Genomic DNA, 17,689 nt, shown 5'->3' with positions numbered 1-17,689 from the left:
GTCTTGGGGGGCGGCGGCGATATGCCGCCCCCCAAGTCGGTGTGGGCCGACGCCCACGGTTTTGACCTTAAGGCCCATGTGGATGGCAACCCACGATTTTGAAATTAAAAAAGCGTCTTTAGACCCGCCCCGACATAACCCGATGACATCTCGCCACCACCCCATCTGCCCCGCAGACAAGATCCTGCGGCATCTGGCAGCCGTCGCCGGCCAGCGGGCAGCGTTCGCGGAAATAACACCCCATCGGCAGATTTCGGTTACTGGGTAACTCCCCTTTCTTATCCACTATTCCGTCATCAAGCGCACGTCCCGCGCGGGGAACGGAATCGAGCAGCAACCGGGTATAGGGATGCTGCGGTTCGGTCAGCACTTTTTCTGCTGCGCCCAGTTCCACGATTTGCCCCAGATACATCACCGCCACGCGGTCGCTCATGTGGCGCACGACGGATACGTTATGAGAAATCAGCACGTAGGTCAGGTTGCGCTGGCGTTGCAGTTCTACCAGCAAATTGAGGATTTGCGCCTGTACCGAAATATCCAGCGCGGAGGTCGGTTCATCCAGCACAATGATGTCTGGCTCTGAAGATAACGCGCGGGCGATGGATATACGCTGACGCTGACCGCCGGAAAATTCATGCGGCAGACGGTCGAGATATTCCTTGCGGATGCCTACCTGTTCCGCCAGCGTGGCGGCCAGTTCACGACGTTCGCGGCTGCTGTTGTGTTTTTGCACGAACACCGGCTCGGTGATGATCCGCCAGACAGGCAGACGCGGATCCAGCGACGATTGCGGATCCTGAAACACCATCTGCATCCCGGAACCAAACCATGAATTGTCGTGGCGCGCGCGGTGGATTTCCCCGCTGCTCGGCTTTTGTAATCCCATCAGTAATTGTGCCAGCGTGCTCTTTCCGCAGCCGGATTCGCCGACAATCCCTAAGGTTTCGCCACGGATAATATTGAGATCCAGCCCGTTCAGCGCATGCACATAACCGGTCGGTTTACCGCGCCAGTTAAAGCTTGCGGGAAAACGTACGCGCACATCCTGGAGTTCGACTAACGCTTCATCAATCATCAGGAAAGCTCCTCAATCGGCTGGATGCGGATTTCACGCTGCGGATGCCAGCAGGCAACGGATTGCTGCGGATGCCGGGCCAGCGGGGTAAGTTCCGGCGTGGTGAAACAGCGGTCATCGGCATAATGACACCGCCCGCGAAACGCACAGCCCTGTGGCAGTTTTGACAGATTCGGCACCGTGCCGGGAATGGCTTTCAGCAGGCTGCGGGGGGTACCGTTTTCCGGGGCCGCCTGCAACAGGCCGATGGAATACGGGTGCGACGGCGTGTCGATCACATCCGTGGTATTGCCGCTTTCGATCACGTGCCCGGCATACATCACGTAAACCCGGTCGCACAGCTGCGACACCACCGCCATGTCATGGGTGATAAATAACACGGCGGTGCCGCTGGCGCGGGCTTTGCGCTGGAGTAACCGCAGTACCTGACGCTGCACCGTGACATCCAGCGCCGTCGTCGGTTCGTCGGCGATGATCAGTTCCGGCTCGCAGGAAAAGGCCATGGCGATTAACACCCGCTGGCGCATACCGCCGGAGAGTTCAAACGGATAGCGGGTCATCACCTGCTCAGCGTCGGCGATCTGCATGTCATCGAGTAACCCGATGGCTTTTTGCCACGCCTGCGCCTTGCTGAGTTTCTGATGCAGGCAGATAACTTCGCACATCTGACGGCCAATTTTGCGCGTCGGGTTCAGGGCGTTCATCGGCTCCTGAAAAATCATCGCGACGCGTGCGCCGCGCAAAGTACGCATCTGCTCTTCACTGGCGCGCACCACGTCGGTGCCGAGCATGCGTAATTCGCCGCCGGTGACGGTAAAACCGTCGGGCGGCAACAGGCGCATCGCCATCATCGCGGTGACCGATTTGCCCGAACCGGACTCACCGACCACGCCGACAATTTCACCGGCACTGACCGACAGTGACACCTGATTCAGTGCTTTTACTTCGCCGCCGTAAACCGGAAAGACCAGCTGCAACTTGTCAATTTCCAGTACCGGCCCGTGGGTTTGCTCAGTCATGTCAGCGCCCTCTGCTTTTCGGATCCAGCAGGTCGCGCAGACCGTCGCCGAACAGGTTAAAACCGGTGGCGGTGATCAGGATCGCCACGCCGGGGAATGCCGAATACCACCACTGATCAAGAATGTAATTGCGGCCGTTAGACACCATTGCGCCCCATTCTGCGGTCGGTTGCTGCGCACCGAGGCCGATAAAGCCGAGCGTCGCCGCCATCAGGATCGAGGTGCCGATATCCAGTGAAGCCTGCACCACCAGCGGCGGCATAACGTTGCGTAAAACGTGCCAGGTAATCAGATGCCAGCGCGACGCGCCGAATGTGCGCGTGGCCTGCATATATGCCTGATGGCGCAGCATCAGCGTTTGCCCGCGCGCCAGCCGCACATAAAATGGAATGCGCACCACGGCAATCGCCAGCATGGCGTTAAACAGACTTGGCCCGAGCGCGGCGGCCAGCGCCATGGTTAATACCAGCGACGGCACCGAGAGCATGATGTCCATGCAGCGCATGATCAGCGCATCCACAAGACCGCCGACCACGCCGGAAAAACAGCCGAGCAACGAGCCAATGCTGCCCGCGATAATCACCACCGCCAGCCCTGCCGCGACCGACTGCTGGCTGCCAATCAACACGCGGCTGAACAGATCGCGCCCGACTTCATCAGTGCCAAACCAGTGCAGCGCGGAAGGTGCCTGCAGCCGGTCGGTCAGACTGATGGCGTTCGGGTCATGCGGTACCAGCCACGGCGAGAAAATCATGATGAAAAGTACGATCAGCATGATCGCCAGCCCGAGCAGGGTCAGCGGGCTGCGGCTCAGCAGATGAAATGTGCGCCGCCAGCTGGCGAAACGCGGTTTGACGTCCGGTGCCACGATATCGGCCCGGTGATTATTGACGCCCGGTTCAATCACAGACATGCCTCACCCCTCACGGCCAATGCGCGGATCGATCCACACATACAGTAAATCCACACACAAATTGACGATGACGTACGCAAACGACACCACCACCGCAAAGCCCATCACCGCCGGGAAATCCAGCGCCTGAATCGAATTCACCACGTACGCGCCCATACCCGGCCAGGCAAAAACGGTTTCGGTCAGCACCGCGCCGTAGAGTAAATCGCCCATCGCCAGCCCGAGCACCGTCACCGACGGGATCAGCGCGTTCGGCAAGGCGTGGCTGAGGATCACCCGCCAGCGCGAAAGCCCGTTGGCACGCGCCGTGCGGATATAATCTTCATTCAGTTGCTCCAGCATCGCCGAGCGAATTTGCCGCGCCACGATGCCCATATGGACGAACGCCAGCGTCAGCGCGGGCATCGCCAGATGTTGCAGACTGTTCCAGAACGTCTCCCAGTTGCCGGTCAGCAGGGAGTCGAGCACATAAAAACCGGTGATATCAGCCGGAGGATCCAGCCAGTCGTCGAGCCTTCCGCCGCCCGGCAGCAGGTTCAGATGGCCGTAAAACAGGATGATGACGCCCAGCCCCAGCCAGAATGCAGGCGTGGAAATGCCCAGTACGGAAAGCAAACGCACCAGATGATCGGGAAATTTATTCTGGTATACCGCCGACAACACGCCCAGCGGAATGCCAAGCACAATCGCCAGAAACAGGGCGCTGACCGCAAGCTCCAGCGTCGCCGGGAAGAAGGCTTTCAGGTCTTCCAGCACCGGACGTCCGGTGCGGATCGACGTGCCCAAATCACCGTGCAGCAAATCACTGACATAACGGAAAAACTGTACATACAGCGGCTGGTTCAGCCCGAGCTGTTCACGGATATGTTCGACCATTTCATTACTTGCGCGATCGCCCGCCAGTAACCGCGCCGGATCACCGGGGATCATGTGCGAGATGATAAAAGTGATCACGCAAACGCCCGCCATCACCAGTATCAGGCCCCAGCAGCGCTGGCGGATCAACGTCCAAAAAGTCATAGTGTTTTCCCCGTAAAACCCCCTTCAGATCCTGAAAGGGGCTTTCGTGAATGATGCCGCTGTTACTTGTGCATTTGCCCCACGTTAAACACCTGCTCCAGCATCGGGTTGAAAACAAAGCCTTTCACGTCTTTGTTCATCGCCACCTGATAGTTTTTCTGGAACAGGTAAACGTACGCCGCTTCGTCGATAACGATTTTCTGCGCCTGCTGGTAGTAACCAGTACGCTCTTTCTGATCGGTCACCGACACCGCTTTTTTCAGTAAGGCATCGACCTCAGGATTGGCGTAGAAAGAACGGTTACCCGGCAGGCCTTTTTTATCGGACTCAAACCAGTAGTTCATGAACATGTACGGGTCAGCGAAATCCGGGCTCCAGTTACCGATGGAGATGTCGTAATCGCCCTGCCCGATGCGGTCGCGCATGGTGGCATTTGCCAGTTTTTCCAGCTTCACGTTGATACCGGCCTGACCGAGGCTCGCCTGCACGGCAAGCGCGATAGATTCCCAGTTCGGATCGTTATCGGAATACAGGAAATCCAGCGTCTTCGGTTTCTCTTTGACTTTCTCCAGATCGGATTTCGCCTGCGTCAGATCTAAGGTGTATTGCTTCGCCGTCGGGTCGAAGCCCCACATGCCCTCAGGAATTGGCCCGCGCATCTGTTTGGCATTGCCACCGAGAATGCCTTTCACCATGCCCTGATAATCCACGGCTGAGGAAATCGCGCGGCGTAAATCCACCTGATTGAGCGGCGTTTTGGCATTATTGAGATAGAGATAGGTCACGCGCAGCGACGGGAATTCCTCGACAGCAACGTTGCCCTCTTTCTTCAGTGCCGCCAGCTGATCCATCGGCAGGGAATCGGCGATATCCAGATCGCCACGCGACAGCTGCAGGCGGCGGGTGGCGCTTTCACCGATAATTTTCACGGTCACGCGTTTGAACGCCGGTTTCGCGCCGTTGTAGTGCGGGTTCGGTACCAGCACCAGTTGCTGACCTTTCTGCCAGCGATCCAGCTTGTAAGGGCCGGAACCGGCGGTATGACCGGCCAGCCACGCCTTACCTTCGTCGGCAGGATTGGCTTTGGCAATCGCCGGGTTGACGATGCCTGCGCCGTCATTGGCCAGCGTGTAGAGGAATGGCGCGAACGGCGTTTTCAGCGTAAAGGTGACCGTCATGGGATCCACCACCGTCACCGTCATGTCTTTCGGGAAAGCTTCCGACGGACCCTGACCGATCTTCATCAGACGCTCAAAGGACCATTTCACCGCGTCGGCATTGACGTCGGTGCCATCGTCAAATTTGGCGCCGGGCTTGAGTTTGAAGGTCCAGACCAGTTGATCGGGTGAAGCCGTCCAGCTTGCCGCCAGATCGCCTTCCACCTGCGTTGAGCCTTTACCGTCTTCGGTTTTGTACTGCACCAGACGCTGATACGCCGGATAGGTCACCGTCCAGTCGTTGTTGTCAATGGTCACCGCCGGATCCAGCGTTTGCGGATCCGCCGCTTTACCAATCACCAGCATGTCTTTCGGCACGGCGGCCTGGGCGGCAAAACTTAAGCCTGACAAGGCCAGAAAAATGGCACCGGCGATCTGTGTCTTGGTATTTTTGCGGAACGTGTTGATTGCTGTGTTGCTCATCGGAGAACTCCTGGCTCTGTCAAAAAGTGATAAGAGACGTGCAATGATTACGCGGCATTCACCGGCGGAAAGCAGCCGAACCGCTCTTCCAACAACGGATACGTTTTGGCATCCGGTAATTCAAAGTGCCACCACTCGCTGGTGATACCTTTAAAGCCGCCCGCCGCCATCACGGCGTTGAGCAACAGGCGGTTACGCTGAATGTGCGGCGGTAAATCCGGATAAAACGGGTGCGAGACTTCGGTCATTTCATCAAAGCCCGCGCCCATATCCACCACGTTGCCCTGCTCATCCAGCAGGGTCAGATCCACCGCCACCCCGCGGCTGTGGTGCGAACCGAGTCTGATATCCACCACATAATCCGGGTTTGGAAAGGCCGCCCACAAATAGGCCTGCGCCGCCTGTGGCCGGTAAGCGTCGTAAATTTTCAGGGTAAAGCCGGCCAGTTTTGCCACCTGGTTACAGCGCACCAGTGCAGCAGCCGCATCAGGGTGTAACAGGCAGCGCGATTCGCGATAAATCGGCTGACCGGTCAGGTTATCTGCCGTGGCATATTTCAGGTCGATGACGGCATCGGGTAAAACCTCTGCCAGATCGATCAGGGCGATATCAGGTGTTTTTGTGTTCATCAATAAATCTGTCCGCTGGTGTGAAGGTTAGGATTCAAATTGTCCGAGCTGTTTTTGTAAAATCCGGTTATTGGCCAGACGCTGCTCCACGTCGTTACCGCGCAGTTCGAGCACCGCCGAACACAGCAGATTGAACAGGCAACTGAGTGGCGCCATCGAATCCCAGAACTGGCCGGTGTCGGTTTTCACCTGCAACAAATCCACCGGATAATCGCGCGCCCACGGGCAGTAAATGTCGGTGATCAGCGCGACATTCAGCCCGCGTTCGCAGGCCGCTTCGCAATAGGTTTGCGCCATTTTTGAATACGCACGGGTGTCGGTGACCACCAGATAAGGCTGCGCGAATTCCGAATTCAGCGATTCAACATAGGTGCCGGAAAGGCCGTCGGCGAAATAGACTTTCGGGCGTAAGTATTCGAGATAACTGGAGAAATTGTTGGCAATGCCGCGCACGGACTGGATCCCGAGAATGAATACGGCCTCCGCATCGGCCAGACGCCGGCTGATCTGCGCAAAGCTGTCGCTCTGTGCCAGCTGATACACATGATTGATGGCTTCAAGTTCGAGCGTCAGTGACTGCCGGAGCTTTTCCTGCTGCGGCTGTTTGCTGCGCTCGCGATATGCGCCAAGGCGGTCGGTCACCACCCACGGCTGATAGGCGGTGCCACTTTGCAGGCGCAGCGTTTGCTTGAAGTGATCCAGATTGCGATAGCCGAGGCTGCGCAGATAACGCCCGACGGAAATGCCGCTGGTCGCTGCGCTACGCGCGATGCTGTCCGCCGTCTCAAACGGGATCTGCGCCAGATTTGCCAGCAGATAACTGGCGATGCGCTTGCCGGTTGGCGTCTGCACGGCGAACGAGGCTTCGATTTGTTCAATCACATCCTGCGCTGGCTGCATTGGTTAACTCCGTGTTGCTTTATTGTCATAAAATTAGCTCTTGTTAGTTAAATAACAATGCACGGGGTGTGCCAACCCCGAGAAATGAGTGAAATTTGTGCAGCAGATCTTGAATCAGGGGGCGTTCAGGCCGGAAAGTCGCTAAAAACCCGGCCTGGTCCTTTTACAGAACCGCCGGATGAGCGAGAGGTGCACAACAAACAGGCAGCTTGTGTGTACTTTTAGTGCATCCTCCGCGCACGCAGAGGCAGATAAGGCAATTTGAGGACAAGGAATCAATCACTTTGTCTTAATAGTCAACAGGTTGGATATTAAGAAAGCAGTCGGTCATCTTTTTTCGTTAACCCTTTGACATGCCCACGGGCAGTCGTTATTATTCGCCCCGTTCAAACGATTCCTCTGTAGTTCAGTCGGTAGAACGGCGGACTGTTAATCCGTATGTCACTGGTTCGAGTCCAGTCAGAGGAGCCAAATTAGAAAAGCCCGCTTAAGGAAACTTAAGCGGGTTTTTTGCATTCTGATTATGTGCACGAATTCGTGCAGGTCAGGCCATGCGGTTACATCGCAAATCCAAAATGAGTGCCATCCGGCAAATCGATTTCCAGACGCAACTTGCCACCCGCTGCTTCAACATAACGTTTCAACGTCGACAATTTCAGGTCACGGCCCGGCTTTTCCATACCGGCAACCGTAGGCTGTTTAATGCCCAACGCTTCAGCCATCTCACATTGTGTTTTATTCATTCTTTCCCGCAGTTCGGCCAGCTCAAGGGTAATCAAAATATCAACGGCCATCGCCTGCGCTTGTGCAGCGACTTCAGGTTTTACGGATGCCAGTAGCTGTTCAAGGGTTCTGCTCATTAAGGCAATTCCTTTTCTTTTATCGTATTCAGGTGCCGTGTAAATTCATTGTCGGCGACCGGTATCATGACTTCATAAAAGCGTTTTTCATTACCCACTTTGTTTCCCGCGCAAAGTAAAATACCTCTGCGCAAAGGATCAAAAGCATAAAACGCCCGAAGGGGATCGCCCTTACTTTGGATGCGCAATTCTTTCATATTGCGATGCCGGGAGTGATTCACTGTATCTGCATAAGGCCGGGATAATGCAGGCCCTTTATCTTGCAGGACAATCACCAGCGCCAACACATTCGCTTGATCAATGTCATCAAGATCATCGAACCAGCCATCAAATTTTTCTGTCGTATTAATCATCCACACAGTGACTCCTTGTCGATTATAGTTCAAATGCTATATAGGTCAAATACTATAATCAGAAGATAATGCGTGAAGGGAGTGATGAACAAGTGGGACGTTTCCAATACGGAATACAGCTTCCAGAATAAGCAGGGTAATGTTAAAGAATGGGTGCCTGAGGCCAACATACGTCGACAACAACCAAAAAGGTGGGGCGAACCCCACCTTACGGTTAGCTCTTAATTTCGTAGCTTAAGACTGCCGCAATTTCTGTTTTCCCCTGCTTAATATGCAATTCGCACAGCGAATCACGCACCATCCAGGTCCAGGCCAGCAATGTGAAACAAACCACGATGAGTCCGTGTAACACAAGCTTTCGCGACATCTTGCCCTCCGTTGCATTTCTGCTTTTAAGAGGCTATCCTCATGTTGTCTAGGCATGAAGTGATAGCCTCGGGTTGATTGAAAAATCTCCTCGGGGCTTTCTTCTTATTATGCCTTGAACAACTTTTATGTCTTTCACAACGCTGCTCAAGCCAGATAAGCCTCAAGCACCCGCGCGCATTCTATCAAGTTAACCCTGCCTGATTTTCGTTCACTTTGTCCTAATTTTAACCGGCCCTTACTGACCCCTCTATCGTTATGTCTAATCCGCATTAGACATCTATACGTCTATCCATTAGGATCGAACCACCTGGGATAACGACCTCACATAACGATGAAAATTAAACATTTACCTCTTGATCAGAATATTAATGGCTGGGCTGCCGTGCGCGGTAACACGCCCCGCCATCCGGCGTTGCACGGTAAAGTAACCGCTGACTGGCTGGTGATTGGCGCAGGGTTTGCCGGGCTGGCGTTTGCCCGCCGTATTGCGGAGCTTCGCCCGCATGAACACGTTGTCGTGCTCGAAGCGCTGGATGTCGCGGATAACGCCTCTGCGCGTAACTCCGGTTTCGTGATTGACCTGCCGCACACGGTTGGCAGTACCTCCGCTGAGCTGGAGCAGGCACAGACTTACCGCCGTCTTTTACAGTTTGGTCTTGCGCATTTGAAAGAAACTGTCGATCAGCACGGTATTGAATGCGACTGGCAGAACGCCGGGAAATATCACTGCGCGGTGAGCGAACAATTTGATGATGACATCGCGCACTATCAGGACGAACTCACCACGCTGGGCGAACGTTTTGAACGGCTGGATAACGCAGCGCTGAAACAGCGTCTGGGCACTGGTTTTTATCGCAGTGCGGTATATACGCCCAACTGCATTCTGGTGAATCCGGCTGCGCTTATCAGCGGGCTGGTGGCGACCCTGCCCCCGAACGTTACCGTCTATGCCAATTCTCCGGCGTTGCAGATTGATACACATGGCGCGATCCGGGCTGAAACCCCGCATGGAGAAGTCCGGGCACGCAAACTGATGCTGGCGATTAATGGCGCGGCGCGCGGATTACCCTTGTTTAAAGGCAACGTGTTTGCCATGTCGACGTTTGCCACCCTCACTGAACCGCTGACGCCGGAACAACGCCAGCGGATCGGGGATATTTCGCCATGGGGCTCAACTCCGGTGAATGCGCTGGCGGGCGCGACGCTGCGCTATACCGCCGATCACCGCTTCCTGATCCGCGAGCATGTTAATTTCACGCCGGGTCTGGTGACCGGTGCGGTAGAAACCGGCCGCCATGCGCGACGCCATCAGGAATTGTTCGCCCGCATTTATCCGCAGTTGCAGGACGTCAATATGGCCTACACCTGGTCAGGATTGATCAGCATTACGCGCAACGGTGCGCCGGTGTGGGGAAATCTGTCGGAGAATGTCTATTCTTCGGCGGGATGCAACGGCTCCGGCAGCTCAAAGCAGAGCGCCTTTGGAAGGTTGCTGGCGGATCATGCGGCGGGAGAAGATCACCCGCTCCTGGCCGATATGCATACGGTTGGGCGCGCCAGTTATCTGCCGCCGCGCCCGTTCCTGGATATCGGTGTGAAAGGGTTTATGGCGCGCGAACGCTGGCGCTCACGCAGTGAAATGTAATGACTGAACGGGCCGGTCGCCATTCACAGACGACCGGCTTTTTTAATGGCGTTTATCGACGCGTGCCACGATGCGATCGCCCAGCCACTGAATGCCGCAGACCATGACAATCAGCACCACAATCACTTCAATCATCACCACCGTTTCAAAACGCTGATAGCCGTAACGGATTGCCAGATCGCCCAACCCGCCTGCGCCGATAGCCCCCGCCATCGCCGACGCCCCAATCAGCGCCACCAGCGTCACCACAAACCCGGATAAAATACCGGGCAATGCTTCCGGGATCAGCACGTCCCAGACGATGCGCAGTTTACTGGCGCCCATCGCACGAACGGCGTCAATCAGACCACGATCGACATCGCGCAGAGACACTTCGGCAACACGGGCAAAATACGGTGTCGCCGTAATGGAGAGCGGCACAATGGCTGCCCAGGTGCCGAGCGACGTGCCGACCAGAAAGCGCGTTACCGGAATCAATGCCACCAGCAAAATGATGAAAGGCAGTGAGCGGAAACCGTTGATGACCAGCCCCAGCGAGCGGTTGACCCAGCGGTTTTCGGCAATGCCGCCAGGGCTGCTCATCACCAGAATCAGACCAAGTGGCAAACCGGCAATCAGTGAGAACAGCCCGGAGATGGCGGTCATCAGCAGTGTTTCTTCGACAGCGTTAATCAATAAATCAAGCATTACTGGAGACATAGCCTGTCAGCTCCACGGTTGCCTGGTGCTGGTGCAGCCAGTGTAAAACAGCCTGCTCTGACGCCGGCTTATCAACCGGGACAGAGAAGAAAAAACGCACCACGGCGTAATGCTGGATATGGTCGACGCCGCCCTGAATCAGACGGAATTGCCCCGGCAGTTCCGCCGCCATCAGTGTGAGGATCTCGCCCTGACGGCCTTGCCCGGCATAATGCACGCTGTAAATCGCCTCGCCCTGACGTACCGGCGAAAGCTGTTCGGCCAGCGCCTCCGGTAACTGGGGCAGTAATCCCTGTAAAAGCGTGCGCGTGAGCTGAGATTGCGGATGAGCAAACACCTGCCAGACCGGCCCTTCCTCAATGATTTCACCGGCGTTAATCACCGCCACCCTGTGGGCGATTTTTTTGATCACTTCCATCTCATGGGTGATCAGCAAAATGGTGATGCCGAGTTTTTGATTAAGGGATTGCAGCAGCGCCAGAATGGATCGCGTGGTTTCCGGATCGAGTGCCGAGGTGGCTTCATCGCAGAGTAATAATGCCGGGTTGGCGGCCAGCGCACGGGCAATACCGACACGCTGTTTTTGCCCGCCGGACAACGCCGCCGGATAGTTTTTGGCTTTATCTTCCAGCCCGACCAGTGCCAGTAATTCGGCGACCCGCGCCTGGCGGCGTGCTTTGTCGTAACCGGCAATTTTCAGCGGCAACGCGACGTTTTGCTCAACCGTTTTGGCCGACAGTAAATTAAAGTGCTGAAACACCATCCCGACGCGACTGCGCACCGACTGCAACGCTTTTTCGCTAAGGCCGGTGATGGTGTGCCCTTCGATTTTGATCACGCCATCATCAGGTTGTTCCAGTCCGTTAAGGCAGCGGATCAGGGTCGATTTCCCTGCCCCGCTGCGACCGATAAGGCCGAGGATCTCTCCCCGCCTGACGGTTAACGACACATCCTTGAGGGCCTGCGTGTTTGCGAAACGGCGGTTGACGCGGTGCAGTTGCACCACGTCTTCAGCATGTTCAGCCGCGCCTGTCCGTTCAGCTCTTACGAACGCATGCACCTGCGCTTCCCCGGCGTGATGTTCATCGGCGGAAGAACCGGTAAAATGCGCGTCGATCTCAGAGATAATCGTCATGCTTTACATCCTTACCAGGCCGTGACGCCGGTGCCTTTATAGACCTTATCAAACACTTTTTTCACGTCGTCGTTCTGGTAGGCGGCAACTAATGTTTTCACCCACGGCGCATTGGCGTTCTCTGTTTTTACTGCAATGAAGTTGTTGTAAGGATTGCCTTTTACCGGCTCCTGCGCGATACGGTCAGCCGCCGTCAGGCCGCTTTTCAGCGCCCAGTCAGTGTTGACGATTGCCGCGTCCAGATCCGGAACGGAGCGGCCAATAATGCCGGAATCCAGTTCTTTGATGGTGACGTGACGCGGGTTCTCAATGATGTCTGCGGTGGTCGCGAAAATACCCGCGCCCGGTTTCAGTTTAATCACGCCGGACTGTTGTAACAGGATCAGGCCACGCGCTTCGTTAGCCGGATCGTTTGGAACGCCGATCACCGCGCCTTCTTTCAGCTCATCAGCCGTTTTCACTTTTTTAGAGTACAGACCAATCGGCCACACAGCGGTGTAACCCACCCGCACGATATCGTAATGATTTACTTTGATCTGATTATCGAGGAATGGCTGATGCTGGAAGGCATTGGCGTCCACTTCACCGTTTTGCAGCGCTTCGTTAGGCTGGTTGTAATCATTGAAGACCACCGGTTTCACGGTCAGCCCTTTCGCGGCCGCCTGCTTCACCACTTCGCGCCAGACATCTTCGTCTTCGCCACTGATGATGCCGACTTTAATGGTGGTTTTATCCGCCGCCTGCGCCAAAGAAAGCGGAGCAAGAATGCCGCTTGAAATCATGACAGCAGACGTCGCTGCCAGTAAAAATGCACGGTTAACGCGGGTCTTGGTTTTGTTGAATGTAGTCTGCATCGGTTATCCCCAAAAGTATTGATGAGAGGCCTGCACATGGCTGTGATTTTGCGCAGGAATTTGGCGAGTATACCGATCGGCTTATTTCTTTATAATATTGTTTAAGAGATACATATTCCTGAATTGAATATGCAAAATGGCATAGTAAAGCGATAAAAACGATAAGGATTTTGCGCCAAGATGACGGCCAATAAAAAACCCGCCGCAGCGGGTTTTTGTCCTGATGACTGAGGCGTTATGACTGCGGATCGACCGGCTGAACTTCCAGCGACACCATGCCGATACCGAGTTTACGCGGCAGGAACCCGCCGCTGGTGCCCTCGGTCGGTTCTGTCGGTGACGGTGGTGTGATAACAATGCTTTGCGCCGCACCGGGGTTGGTAAACTGCAATTTCACCGTGCCGTCTTTATCGCCAAAGGAAGCAAACTGCTCCTGATCGCCGACGCGCACAGACACCGGTTTATCAATATTATTGCCATAGGCTCTGGCGCGGATCACCACGTCAAAGGTGGTCGGCAGAGGTTTGACGTAATCAATTTTCACCGACGGCGCCAGATTAGCGTCTGACCAGCGGCCCCAGTTTTCCAGCGCAGAAATACCGGTAATGGCTTTTACCTGCTCCGGCATTCCCGGCAGCATGAAGGCTATCGCCTCAGACTTATAGGTGGTATTGGCATCATCCACGTTCAGCATTTTTACCGTCTGCTGATAAATCGCGTTGCTGCCGGACGTATCCTTCACAAAATCCACCTTGCCTTTAAAGGTATCGCCCGTTGCCTGCACGATGCCCGGGCGTGCTCCGAGGTTGCCGGAAGCCACGCAAAGGCCGGTATTGAGCGACAATTCAGGTGCCCAGACGCGACCCATTTCGTAGCATTTATCGACCCAGACAAAGTTATCGCTGGTGGACAGCGTGGACAGCTGTTTTTTCAGCGGCGTGGATAAATAGACGTCAAACATCGGTTCGATCTTGTCACTGGTGACTTTCAAAATGAACGGCGTTTTGATGGTCATTCCGGAGAACGTGAAACTGTTTTCCTTGTTACTGACGGTGTAATTTTTGATGCTGTTCGGGAAGCCCCACTGTTTAATGACCGCCGGTTTCCAGGCGTTGACTTTGTCATCGATATTGAGGAACTGCTCGGTCATTGATGTCGCAGAAATCCCGCTGCGTCCGAGCCCGATAAAGTTGTCACCGCCCATCATATCCAGCACGGTGGCACCGTTATCCAGCGTACTGCGCTTCGCGGCATTCAGATCACCCACAGGTTTGCGGCCATCGAGCACGAAGAACAGATCTTTGCGGTTCTGTTTGGTCAGAATGTTGTAGGCGGTGTTGTTCATCGCCAGATGATCGGATGACACCACAATCAGGGTGTTGTCGTAATAGCCCGACTTTTTAATTTTATCGATAAACGCCGCAATCAGTTCCTGACTACAGGACACCGCGCTCAGAGACTGATTCGGTTTGCCGGTGACCGGATAAGCTTTGCGCGTACAGCCGCGGGAAATAAAACCGTCCGGGTGGTGCGTATCCACGGTCAATGTGAACAGGGAGAATGGCTTACCCGCTTTACTCAGTTCGATGAATTTCTTGTAGACCTCGTCGAGCAGCGTGTCGTCGTACCAGCCCCAGTCATTTTTGTACGCCGGATCGGCAACGGTTGGACGCAGTTCATTGTAGCCGTACAGGTGGTCAAAACCGTGGGATTTCAGGAACGTGCCTTTCCCGGCAAACGCCAGTTCGGCCCCCTGATAGAAGTAGTTGGTGTAACCCGCGCCTTTAAGCACATCGCCCAGACAGACGTTTTCAGGGTAGAAAGTCGCCAGCGCGCTGGAGGCGTTGCCATCAAACGGCGCGAACAGCGGGATCCCGCATTGTGAAGCGACCATGCCGGCAATGGTGTAACCGGTGCCCGGCAACTGGCGGGTGTTGGTGAAATCCGTGCTTTCCGCCTTGTGACGGCTTAATTCGGTGGTCAGCCCCGGGAAGACCTTTTCATCGAAATAGGTGCGTTCCAGACTTTCGCCATAGATATAGACCAGATTAGGCTTTTTCTCGCCCTTCACGGCTTTCACCGGCACTTTGTAATACGTATCGAAATCCGCGCCGCTGCCGGACATTTGCGTTTTCACCAGACGGGAAATGTTCTGGAAGGCCTGAGTCGAGCCGACGGAAAACACCGCCAGCATCACGGCCAGCACGCTGTAAACCCAGCTGCTGCTTTTTGCACGGCGCTGTCTGAGGCCCCAGGCCAGCAGCCAGAAGACGATGACCAGTCCGGCCAGTAAGCCGAGGAACGGCAGGATATATTTATTCAGTCCGGCGCCTTTAAGGCTGCTGGTTACGGTATATAACACCGCATCGGTGATGCCTTCACCGGTGAAATAATTACTGCCAATCAGGATCACGTTCAGAATGACGTAAAGCCCTAAGAAGAACAGCACCAGCGAAAACCAGATACGACCGGCCGACGCCCGTGTGACGTAGAAATAGATAGAGGAAAGAAATAAAACAAATGAAAGCCACTCAGAAGCCATTTTTAGCGCCCTGTCTGATTAAAAAAAATAAACACTACGAACGAGTCTGCTGTTTGCCAGCAGCGCCGACGGTTCAATTCATCGAGTAAATGACCCGTTTGTCATTCACTTCATCCCTGAGACAGGAAAATTTTGTGCCAAAAACGGGTTGCGCTATATAGCCTGTTGAACATCCGGGGGTCAACGCCCTGATGCTGTTTTATGTCACTGATTTATCCGAATAAACCATTTTTTCACAAATTCGTGATGCTTATCTCTGCATGATACCGCAAAGATGTAACCTGCCGTTCACTAAATTGTAGGAATTGCATGATACGGGAATAGTATGAGTGAAATGTGGAGGGAGCGTTTGAAATGAGAAAAATTCAGGAAAAAAACGCTAAAAAAAACCCGCGATGCGGGCATCACGGGCGTCACGCCGGGCAATAAAATGACCCTTTACACGCCGCCTAAGTAAGCCTTTCTCACCTCGGGGTTGACCAGTAAAGCCTCACCGCTGCCGCTCAGGCGGATCTGCCCGTTGACCATCACGTAGGCGCGATCGGAGAGTTTCAGGGCGTGGTGCGCATTCTGTTCCACTAAAAAGATTGTCATGCCGTTTTTCGCCAGTTCGCGCAGGATCTGAAAAATCTGTTTCACGATAATTGGCGCGAGCCCGAGACTGGGTTCATCGAGCAGCAACAGTTTCGGGCGACTCATCAGCGCCCGCGCAATCGCCAGCATTTGTTGTTCGCCGCCGGACATGGTCATCGCCCGCTGTCTGCGTCGCTCTTTCAGGCGGGGAAACAAATCAAACATGGATTGCAAATCCTCTGCCGCGTGTTTATTGCCGACGGGGATCGTGCCCATCAGCAGGTTCTCCTCAACGGTCATATCCGGAAACACCCGCCGCCCTTCCGGCGACTGGGCAATGCCCGCTGCCGCCACGAAGTGCGTGGATTTGCGGCTGATATCTTCGCCGCGAAATAAAATCAGCCCGCTGCGAATGCGTGGCTGCCCGAAAATCGACATCAGCAGCGTCGATTTTCCTGCGCCGTTCGCGCCGATAAGCGCCACGGTTTCCCCCTGACTGACCTCCAGAGACACCTGTTTCAGCGCCTGAATGGCACCGTAAAAAACGTCCACGTCACGAAACTCCAGCAGTGCATCGCTCATAAGCTGACCTCGTCGTCTTCATCAGCACCCAGATACGCGGCAATGACTTTCTCATTATTCTGAATCGCCTGCGGCGGTCCTCCGGCAATCACATCGCCATGGTCGAGCACAATAATGTGATCTGAGATCTCCATCACCATGCCCATGTCGTGTTCAATCAGCAGCACGGTGATCCCGTGGTGGTCGCGCAGGAAGCGAATGATCTTGCTCAGCGTGCGCGTTTCCACCGGATTGAGCCCGGCGGCCGGTTCGTCGAGGCAGATCATTTCCGGTGCGGTACACATGGCGCGGGCAATCTCCAGCCGCCGTTGCTGCCCGTAAGACATCTCCCCCGCCAGCCGGTTGGCACAATCCACCAGTTCGACCACTTCCAGCCAGTAAAATGCCCGATCCAGCGCCTGATTTTCTGCCCGGCGATACCCCGGCGTATTGAGAACACCGGCGATAAGATTGCGGTTGGTTTGCATGTGCTGCGCCACCAGCAGGTTTTCGACCACCGACATTTCCCGAAACAGCCGGATATTCTGGAAAGTACGCGCCAGCCCGGCGCGGTTAACCAGATGCGTGCCGCCAAACATTTTGTAGAAAATACGTTTGCCGAGCTGCGCCGGTTTTATCCAGTCGTCAGGCTGGAATTTCTGTCCGAGCACCTGAATCACATTGGTCGCGCCCCGGCGGGTGTTCAGCGAAATGGAACCGCCGGTGGCTTTGTAGAAACCGGTCAGGCAGTTAAATACCGTGGTTTTACCGGCACCGTTCGGGCCGATTAACGCGGTGATCGAACCGCGCTTAACGTCCAGGCTGACGTCATTGAGCGCCCTGATGCCGCCAAAATGCATCATCAGATGGTCAACGCTGAGGATGCTGTCGTTCATCACCGC

General features: G+C 55.1%; 17 protein-coding genes and 1 tRNA gene. 2 read left to right on the top strand and 16 right to left on the bottom strand.

Features of this window, described 5'->3' with window-relative positions; all coding sequences use genetic code 11:
- Nucleotides 1-118 precede the first annotated feature (118 nt).
- The 7 genes from J1779_RS07400 to J1779_RS07370 form a co-directional block, all read right to left on the bottom strand.
- Nucleotides 119-1,075: an oligopeptide/dipeptide ABC transporter ATP-binding protein gene (locus J1779_RS07400; protein ID WP_183846670.1), complete on the bottom strand. Its 957-nt coding sequence runs from the start codon at nucleotides 1,073-1,075 to the stop codon at nucleotides 119-121.
- Nucleotides 1,075-2,094 (bottom strand): ABC transporter ATP-binding protein, encoded by a 1,020-nt coding sequence (locus tag J1779_RS07395; RefSeq protein WP_217203332.1) that lies wholly within the window; start codon nucleotides 2,092-2,094, stop codon nucleotides 1,075-1,077. The genes J1779_RS07400 and J1779_RS07395 overlap by 1 nt, the downstream gene beginning before the upstream one ends.
- Nucleotide 2,095: 1 nt before the next feature.
- Nucleotides 2,096-3,007, bottom strand: coding sequence for a D,D-dipeptide ABC transporter permease (gene ddpC / locus J1779_RS07390; protein WP_056780896.1), 912 nt, complete (start codon nucleotides 3,005-3,007; stop codon nucleotides 2,096-2,098).
- Nucleotides 3,008-3,010: 3 nt separating this feature from the next.
- A complete protein-coding gene (locus tag J1779_RS07385) occupies nucleotides 3,011-4,027 on the bottom strand; it encodes an ABC transporter permease (RefSeq protein WP_122095541.1) in 1,017 nt (338 codons plus the stop codon).
- Nucleotides 4,028-4,089: 62 nt separating this feature from the next.
- A complete protein-coding gene (locus J1779_RS07380) occupies nucleotides 4,090-5,667 on the bottom strand; it encodes an ABC transporter substrate-binding protein (protein WP_217203330.1) in 1,578 nt (525 codons plus the stop codon).
- A 47-nt stretch (nucleotides 5,668-5,714) separates the two neighbouring features.
- Complete coding sequence (gene ddpX / locus J1779_RS07375) at nucleotides 5,715-6,296, bottom strand: D-alanyl-D-alanine dipeptidase (protein ID WP_217203329.1); 582 nt, start codon at nucleotides 6,294-6,296, stop codon at nucleotides 5,715-5,717.
- 27 nt (nucleotides 6,297-6,323) lie between these two features.
- The gene (locus tag J1779_RS07370; protein ID WP_056780909.1) at nucleotides 6,324-7,196 is read right to left on the bottom strand and encodes a MurR/RpiR family transcriptional regulator; all 873 of its coding nucleotides are present in this window, start codon (nucleotides 7,194-7,196) and stop codon (nucleotides 6,324-6,326) included.
- A gap of 395 nt (nucleotides 7,197-7,591) precedes the next feature.
- Between J1779_RS07370 and J1779_RS07365 the strand changes: the two genes are divergently transcribed.
- Nucleotides 7,592-7,667, top strand: a tRNA-Asn gene (locus tag J1779_RS07365).
- Between the two features lie 86 nt (nucleotides 7,668-7,753).
- Here J1779_RS07365 and J1779_RS07360 read toward each other — a convergent pair.
- The 3 genes from J1779_RS07360 to J1779_RS07350 form a co-directional block, all read right to left on the bottom strand.
- Nucleotides 7,754-8,056 (bottom strand): helix-turn-helix domain-containing protein, encoded by a 303-nt coding sequence (locus J1779_RS07360; protein ID WP_122095543.1) that lies wholly within the window; start codon nucleotides 8,054-8,056, stop codon nucleotides 7,754-7,756.
- A complete protein-coding gene (locus J1779_RS07355) occupies nucleotides 8,056-8,415 on the bottom strand; it encodes a type II toxin-antitoxin system RelE/ParE family toxin (RefSeq protein ID WP_183846664.1) in 360 nt (119 codons plus the stop codon). Before J1779_RS07355 ends, J1779_RS07360 begins: the two co-directional genes overlap by 1 nt.
- Before the next feature lie 208 nt (nucleotides 8,416-8,623).
- A complete protein-coding gene (locus tag J1779_RS07350; protein WP_072158177.1) occupies nucleotides 8,624-8,776 on the bottom strand; it encodes a Hok/Gef family protein in 153 nt (50 codons plus the stop codon).
- Between the two features lie 333 nt (nucleotides 8,777-9,109).
- Here J1779_RS07350 and J1779_RS07345 point away from each other — a divergent pair, with 333 nt between their 5' ends.
- Nucleotides 9,110-10,423 carry an NAD(P)/FAD-dependent oxidoreductase gene (locus J1779_RS07345; RefSeq protein ID WP_217203327.1) on the top strand — a complete coding sequence of 438 codons (1,314 nt, stop codon included), beginning with the start codon at nucleotides 9,110-9,112 and terminating at the stop codon, nucleotides 10,421-10,423.
- Between the two features lie 42 nt (nucleotides 10,424-10,465).
- On the opposite strand, the gene J1779_RS07340 is transcribed toward J1779_RS07345, so the two are convergent.
- The 6 genes from J1779_RS07340 to J1779_RS07315 all read right to left on the bottom strand — a co-directional run bounded on the left by J1779_RS07340 (nucleotide 10,466) and on the right by J1779_RS07315 (nucleotide 17,683).
- Nucleotides 10,466-11,122, bottom strand: a complete 657-nt coding sequence (locus J1779_RS07340) for a methionine ABC transporter permease (protein ID WP_056780917.1) — start codon at nucleotides 11,120-11,122, stop codon at nucleotides 10,466-10,468.
- Nucleotides 11,103-12,257, bottom strand: coding sequence for a methionine ABC transporter ATP-binding protein (locus J1779_RS07335; protein ID WP_217203325.1), 1,155 nt, complete (start codon nucleotides 12,255-12,257; stop codon nucleotides 11,103-11,105). Before J1779_RS07335 ends, J1779_RS07340 begins: the two co-directional genes overlap by 20 nt.
- 11 nt (nucleotides 12,258-12,268) lie before the next feature.
- Nucleotides 12,269-13,111, bottom strand: coding sequence for a MetQ/NlpA family ABC transporter substrate-binding protein (locus J1779_RS07330; RefSeq protein WP_056780923.1), 843 nt, complete (start codon nucleotides 13,109-13,111; stop codon nucleotides 12,269-12,271).
- Between the two features lie 235 nt (nucleotides 13,112-13,346).
- Nucleotides 13,347-15,653 (bottom strand): phosphatidylglycerol--membrane-oligosaccharide glycerophosphotransferase, encoded by a 2,307-nt coding sequence (opgB, locus tag J1779_RS07325; protein WP_217203323.1) that lies wholly within the window; start codon nucleotides 15,651-15,653, stop codon nucleotides 13,347-13,349.
- 438 nt (nucleotides 15,654-16,091) lie between these two features.
- Nucleotides 16,092-16,808: an ABC transporter ATP-binding protein gene (locus J1779_RS07320; RefSeq protein WP_217203321.1), complete on the bottom strand. Its 717-nt coding sequence runs from the start codon at nucleotides 16,806-16,808 to the stop codon at nucleotides 16,092-16,094.
- Complete coding sequence (locus tag J1779_RS07315) at nucleotides 16,805-17,683, bottom strand: ABC transporter ATP-binding protein (RefSeq protein WP_122095642.1); 879 nt, start codon at nucleotides 17,681-17,683, stop codon at nucleotides 16,805-16,807. Before J1779_RS07315 ends, J1779_RS07320 begins: the two co-directional genes overlap by 4 nt.
- Nucleotides 17,684-17,689 lie beyond the last annotated feature (6 nt).

Origin of the sequence: Rahnella rivi (assembly GCF_019049655.1) — a bacterium.
GTDB lineage: Bacteria > Pseudomonadota > Gammaproteobacteria > Enterobacterales > Enterobacteriaceae > Rahnella > Rahnella rivi.
Note: the sequence above shows the minus strand (reverse complement) of the source record. Positions and strands in the feature narration are given on the sequence as shown.

Excerpts from the sequence above, each read along its gene's own strand:
- J1779_RS07370 (WP_056780909.1), bottom strand. The coding sequence starts at position 7,196 with ATGCAGCCAGCGCAGGATGTGATTGAACAAATCGAAGCCTCGTTCGCC.
- J1779_RS07400 (WP_183846670.1), bottom strand. The coding sequence starts at position 1,075 with ATGATTGATGAAGCGTTAGTCGAACTCCAGGATGTGCGCGTACGTTTT.
- J1779_RS07380 (WP_217203330.1), bottom strand. The coding sequence starts at position 5,667 with ATGAGCAACACAGCAATCAACACGTTCCGCAAAAATACCAAGACACAG.
- J1779_RS07315 (WP_122095642.1), bottom strand. The coding sequence starts at position 17,683 with ATGAACGACAGCATCCTCAGCGTTGACCATCTGATGATGCATTTTGGC.
- opgB (WP_217203323.1), bottom strand. The coding sequence starts at position 15,653 with ATGGCTTCTGAGTGGCTTTCATTTGTTTTATTTCTTTCCTCTATCTAT.
- J1779_RS07360 (WP_122095543.1), bottom strand. The coding sequence starts at position 8,056 with ATGAGCAGAACCCTTGAACAGCTACTGGCATCCGTAAAACCTGAAGTC.
- J1779_RS07345 (WP_217203327.1), top strand. The coding sequence starts at position 9,110 with ATGAAAATTAAACATTTACCTCTTGATCAGAATATTAATGGCTGGGCT.
- J1779_RS07395 (WP_217203332.1), bottom strand. The coding sequence starts at position 2,094 with ATGACTGAGCAAACCCACGGGCCGGTACTGGAAATTGACAAGTTGCAG.
- J1779_RS07335 (WP_217203325.1), bottom strand. The coding sequence starts at position 12,257 with ATGACGATTATCTCTGAGATCGACGCGCATTTTACCGGTTCTTCCGCC.
- J1779_RS07350 (WP_072158177.1), bottom strand. The coding sequence starts at position 8,776 with ATGTCGCGAAAGCTTGTGTTACACGGACTCATCGTGGTTTGTTTCACA.
- J1779_RS07320 (WP_217203321.1), bottom strand. The coding sequence starts at position 16,808 with ATGAGCGATGCACTGCTGGAGTTTCGTGACGTGGACGTTTTTTACGGT.
- ddpX (WP_217203329.1), bottom strand. The coding sequence starts at position 6,296 with ATGAACACAAAAACACCTGATATCGCCCTGATCGATCTGGCAGAGGTT.
- J1779_RS07340 (WP_056780917.1), bottom strand. The coding sequence starts at position 11,122 with ATGTCTCCAGTAATGCTTGATTTATTGATTAACGCTGTCGAAGAAACA.
- J1779_RS07330 (WP_056780923.1), bottom strand. The coding sequence starts at position 13,111 with ATGCAGACTACATTCAACAAAACCAAGACCCGCGTTAACCGTGCATTT.
- J1779_RS07385 (WP_122095541.1), bottom strand. The coding sequence starts at position 4,027 with ATGACTTTTTGGACGTTGATCCGCCAGCGCTGCTGGGGCCTGATACTG.
- ddpC (WP_056780896.1), bottom strand. The coding sequence starts at position 3,007 with ATGTCTGTGATTGAACCGGGCGTCAATAATCACCGGGCCGATATCGTG.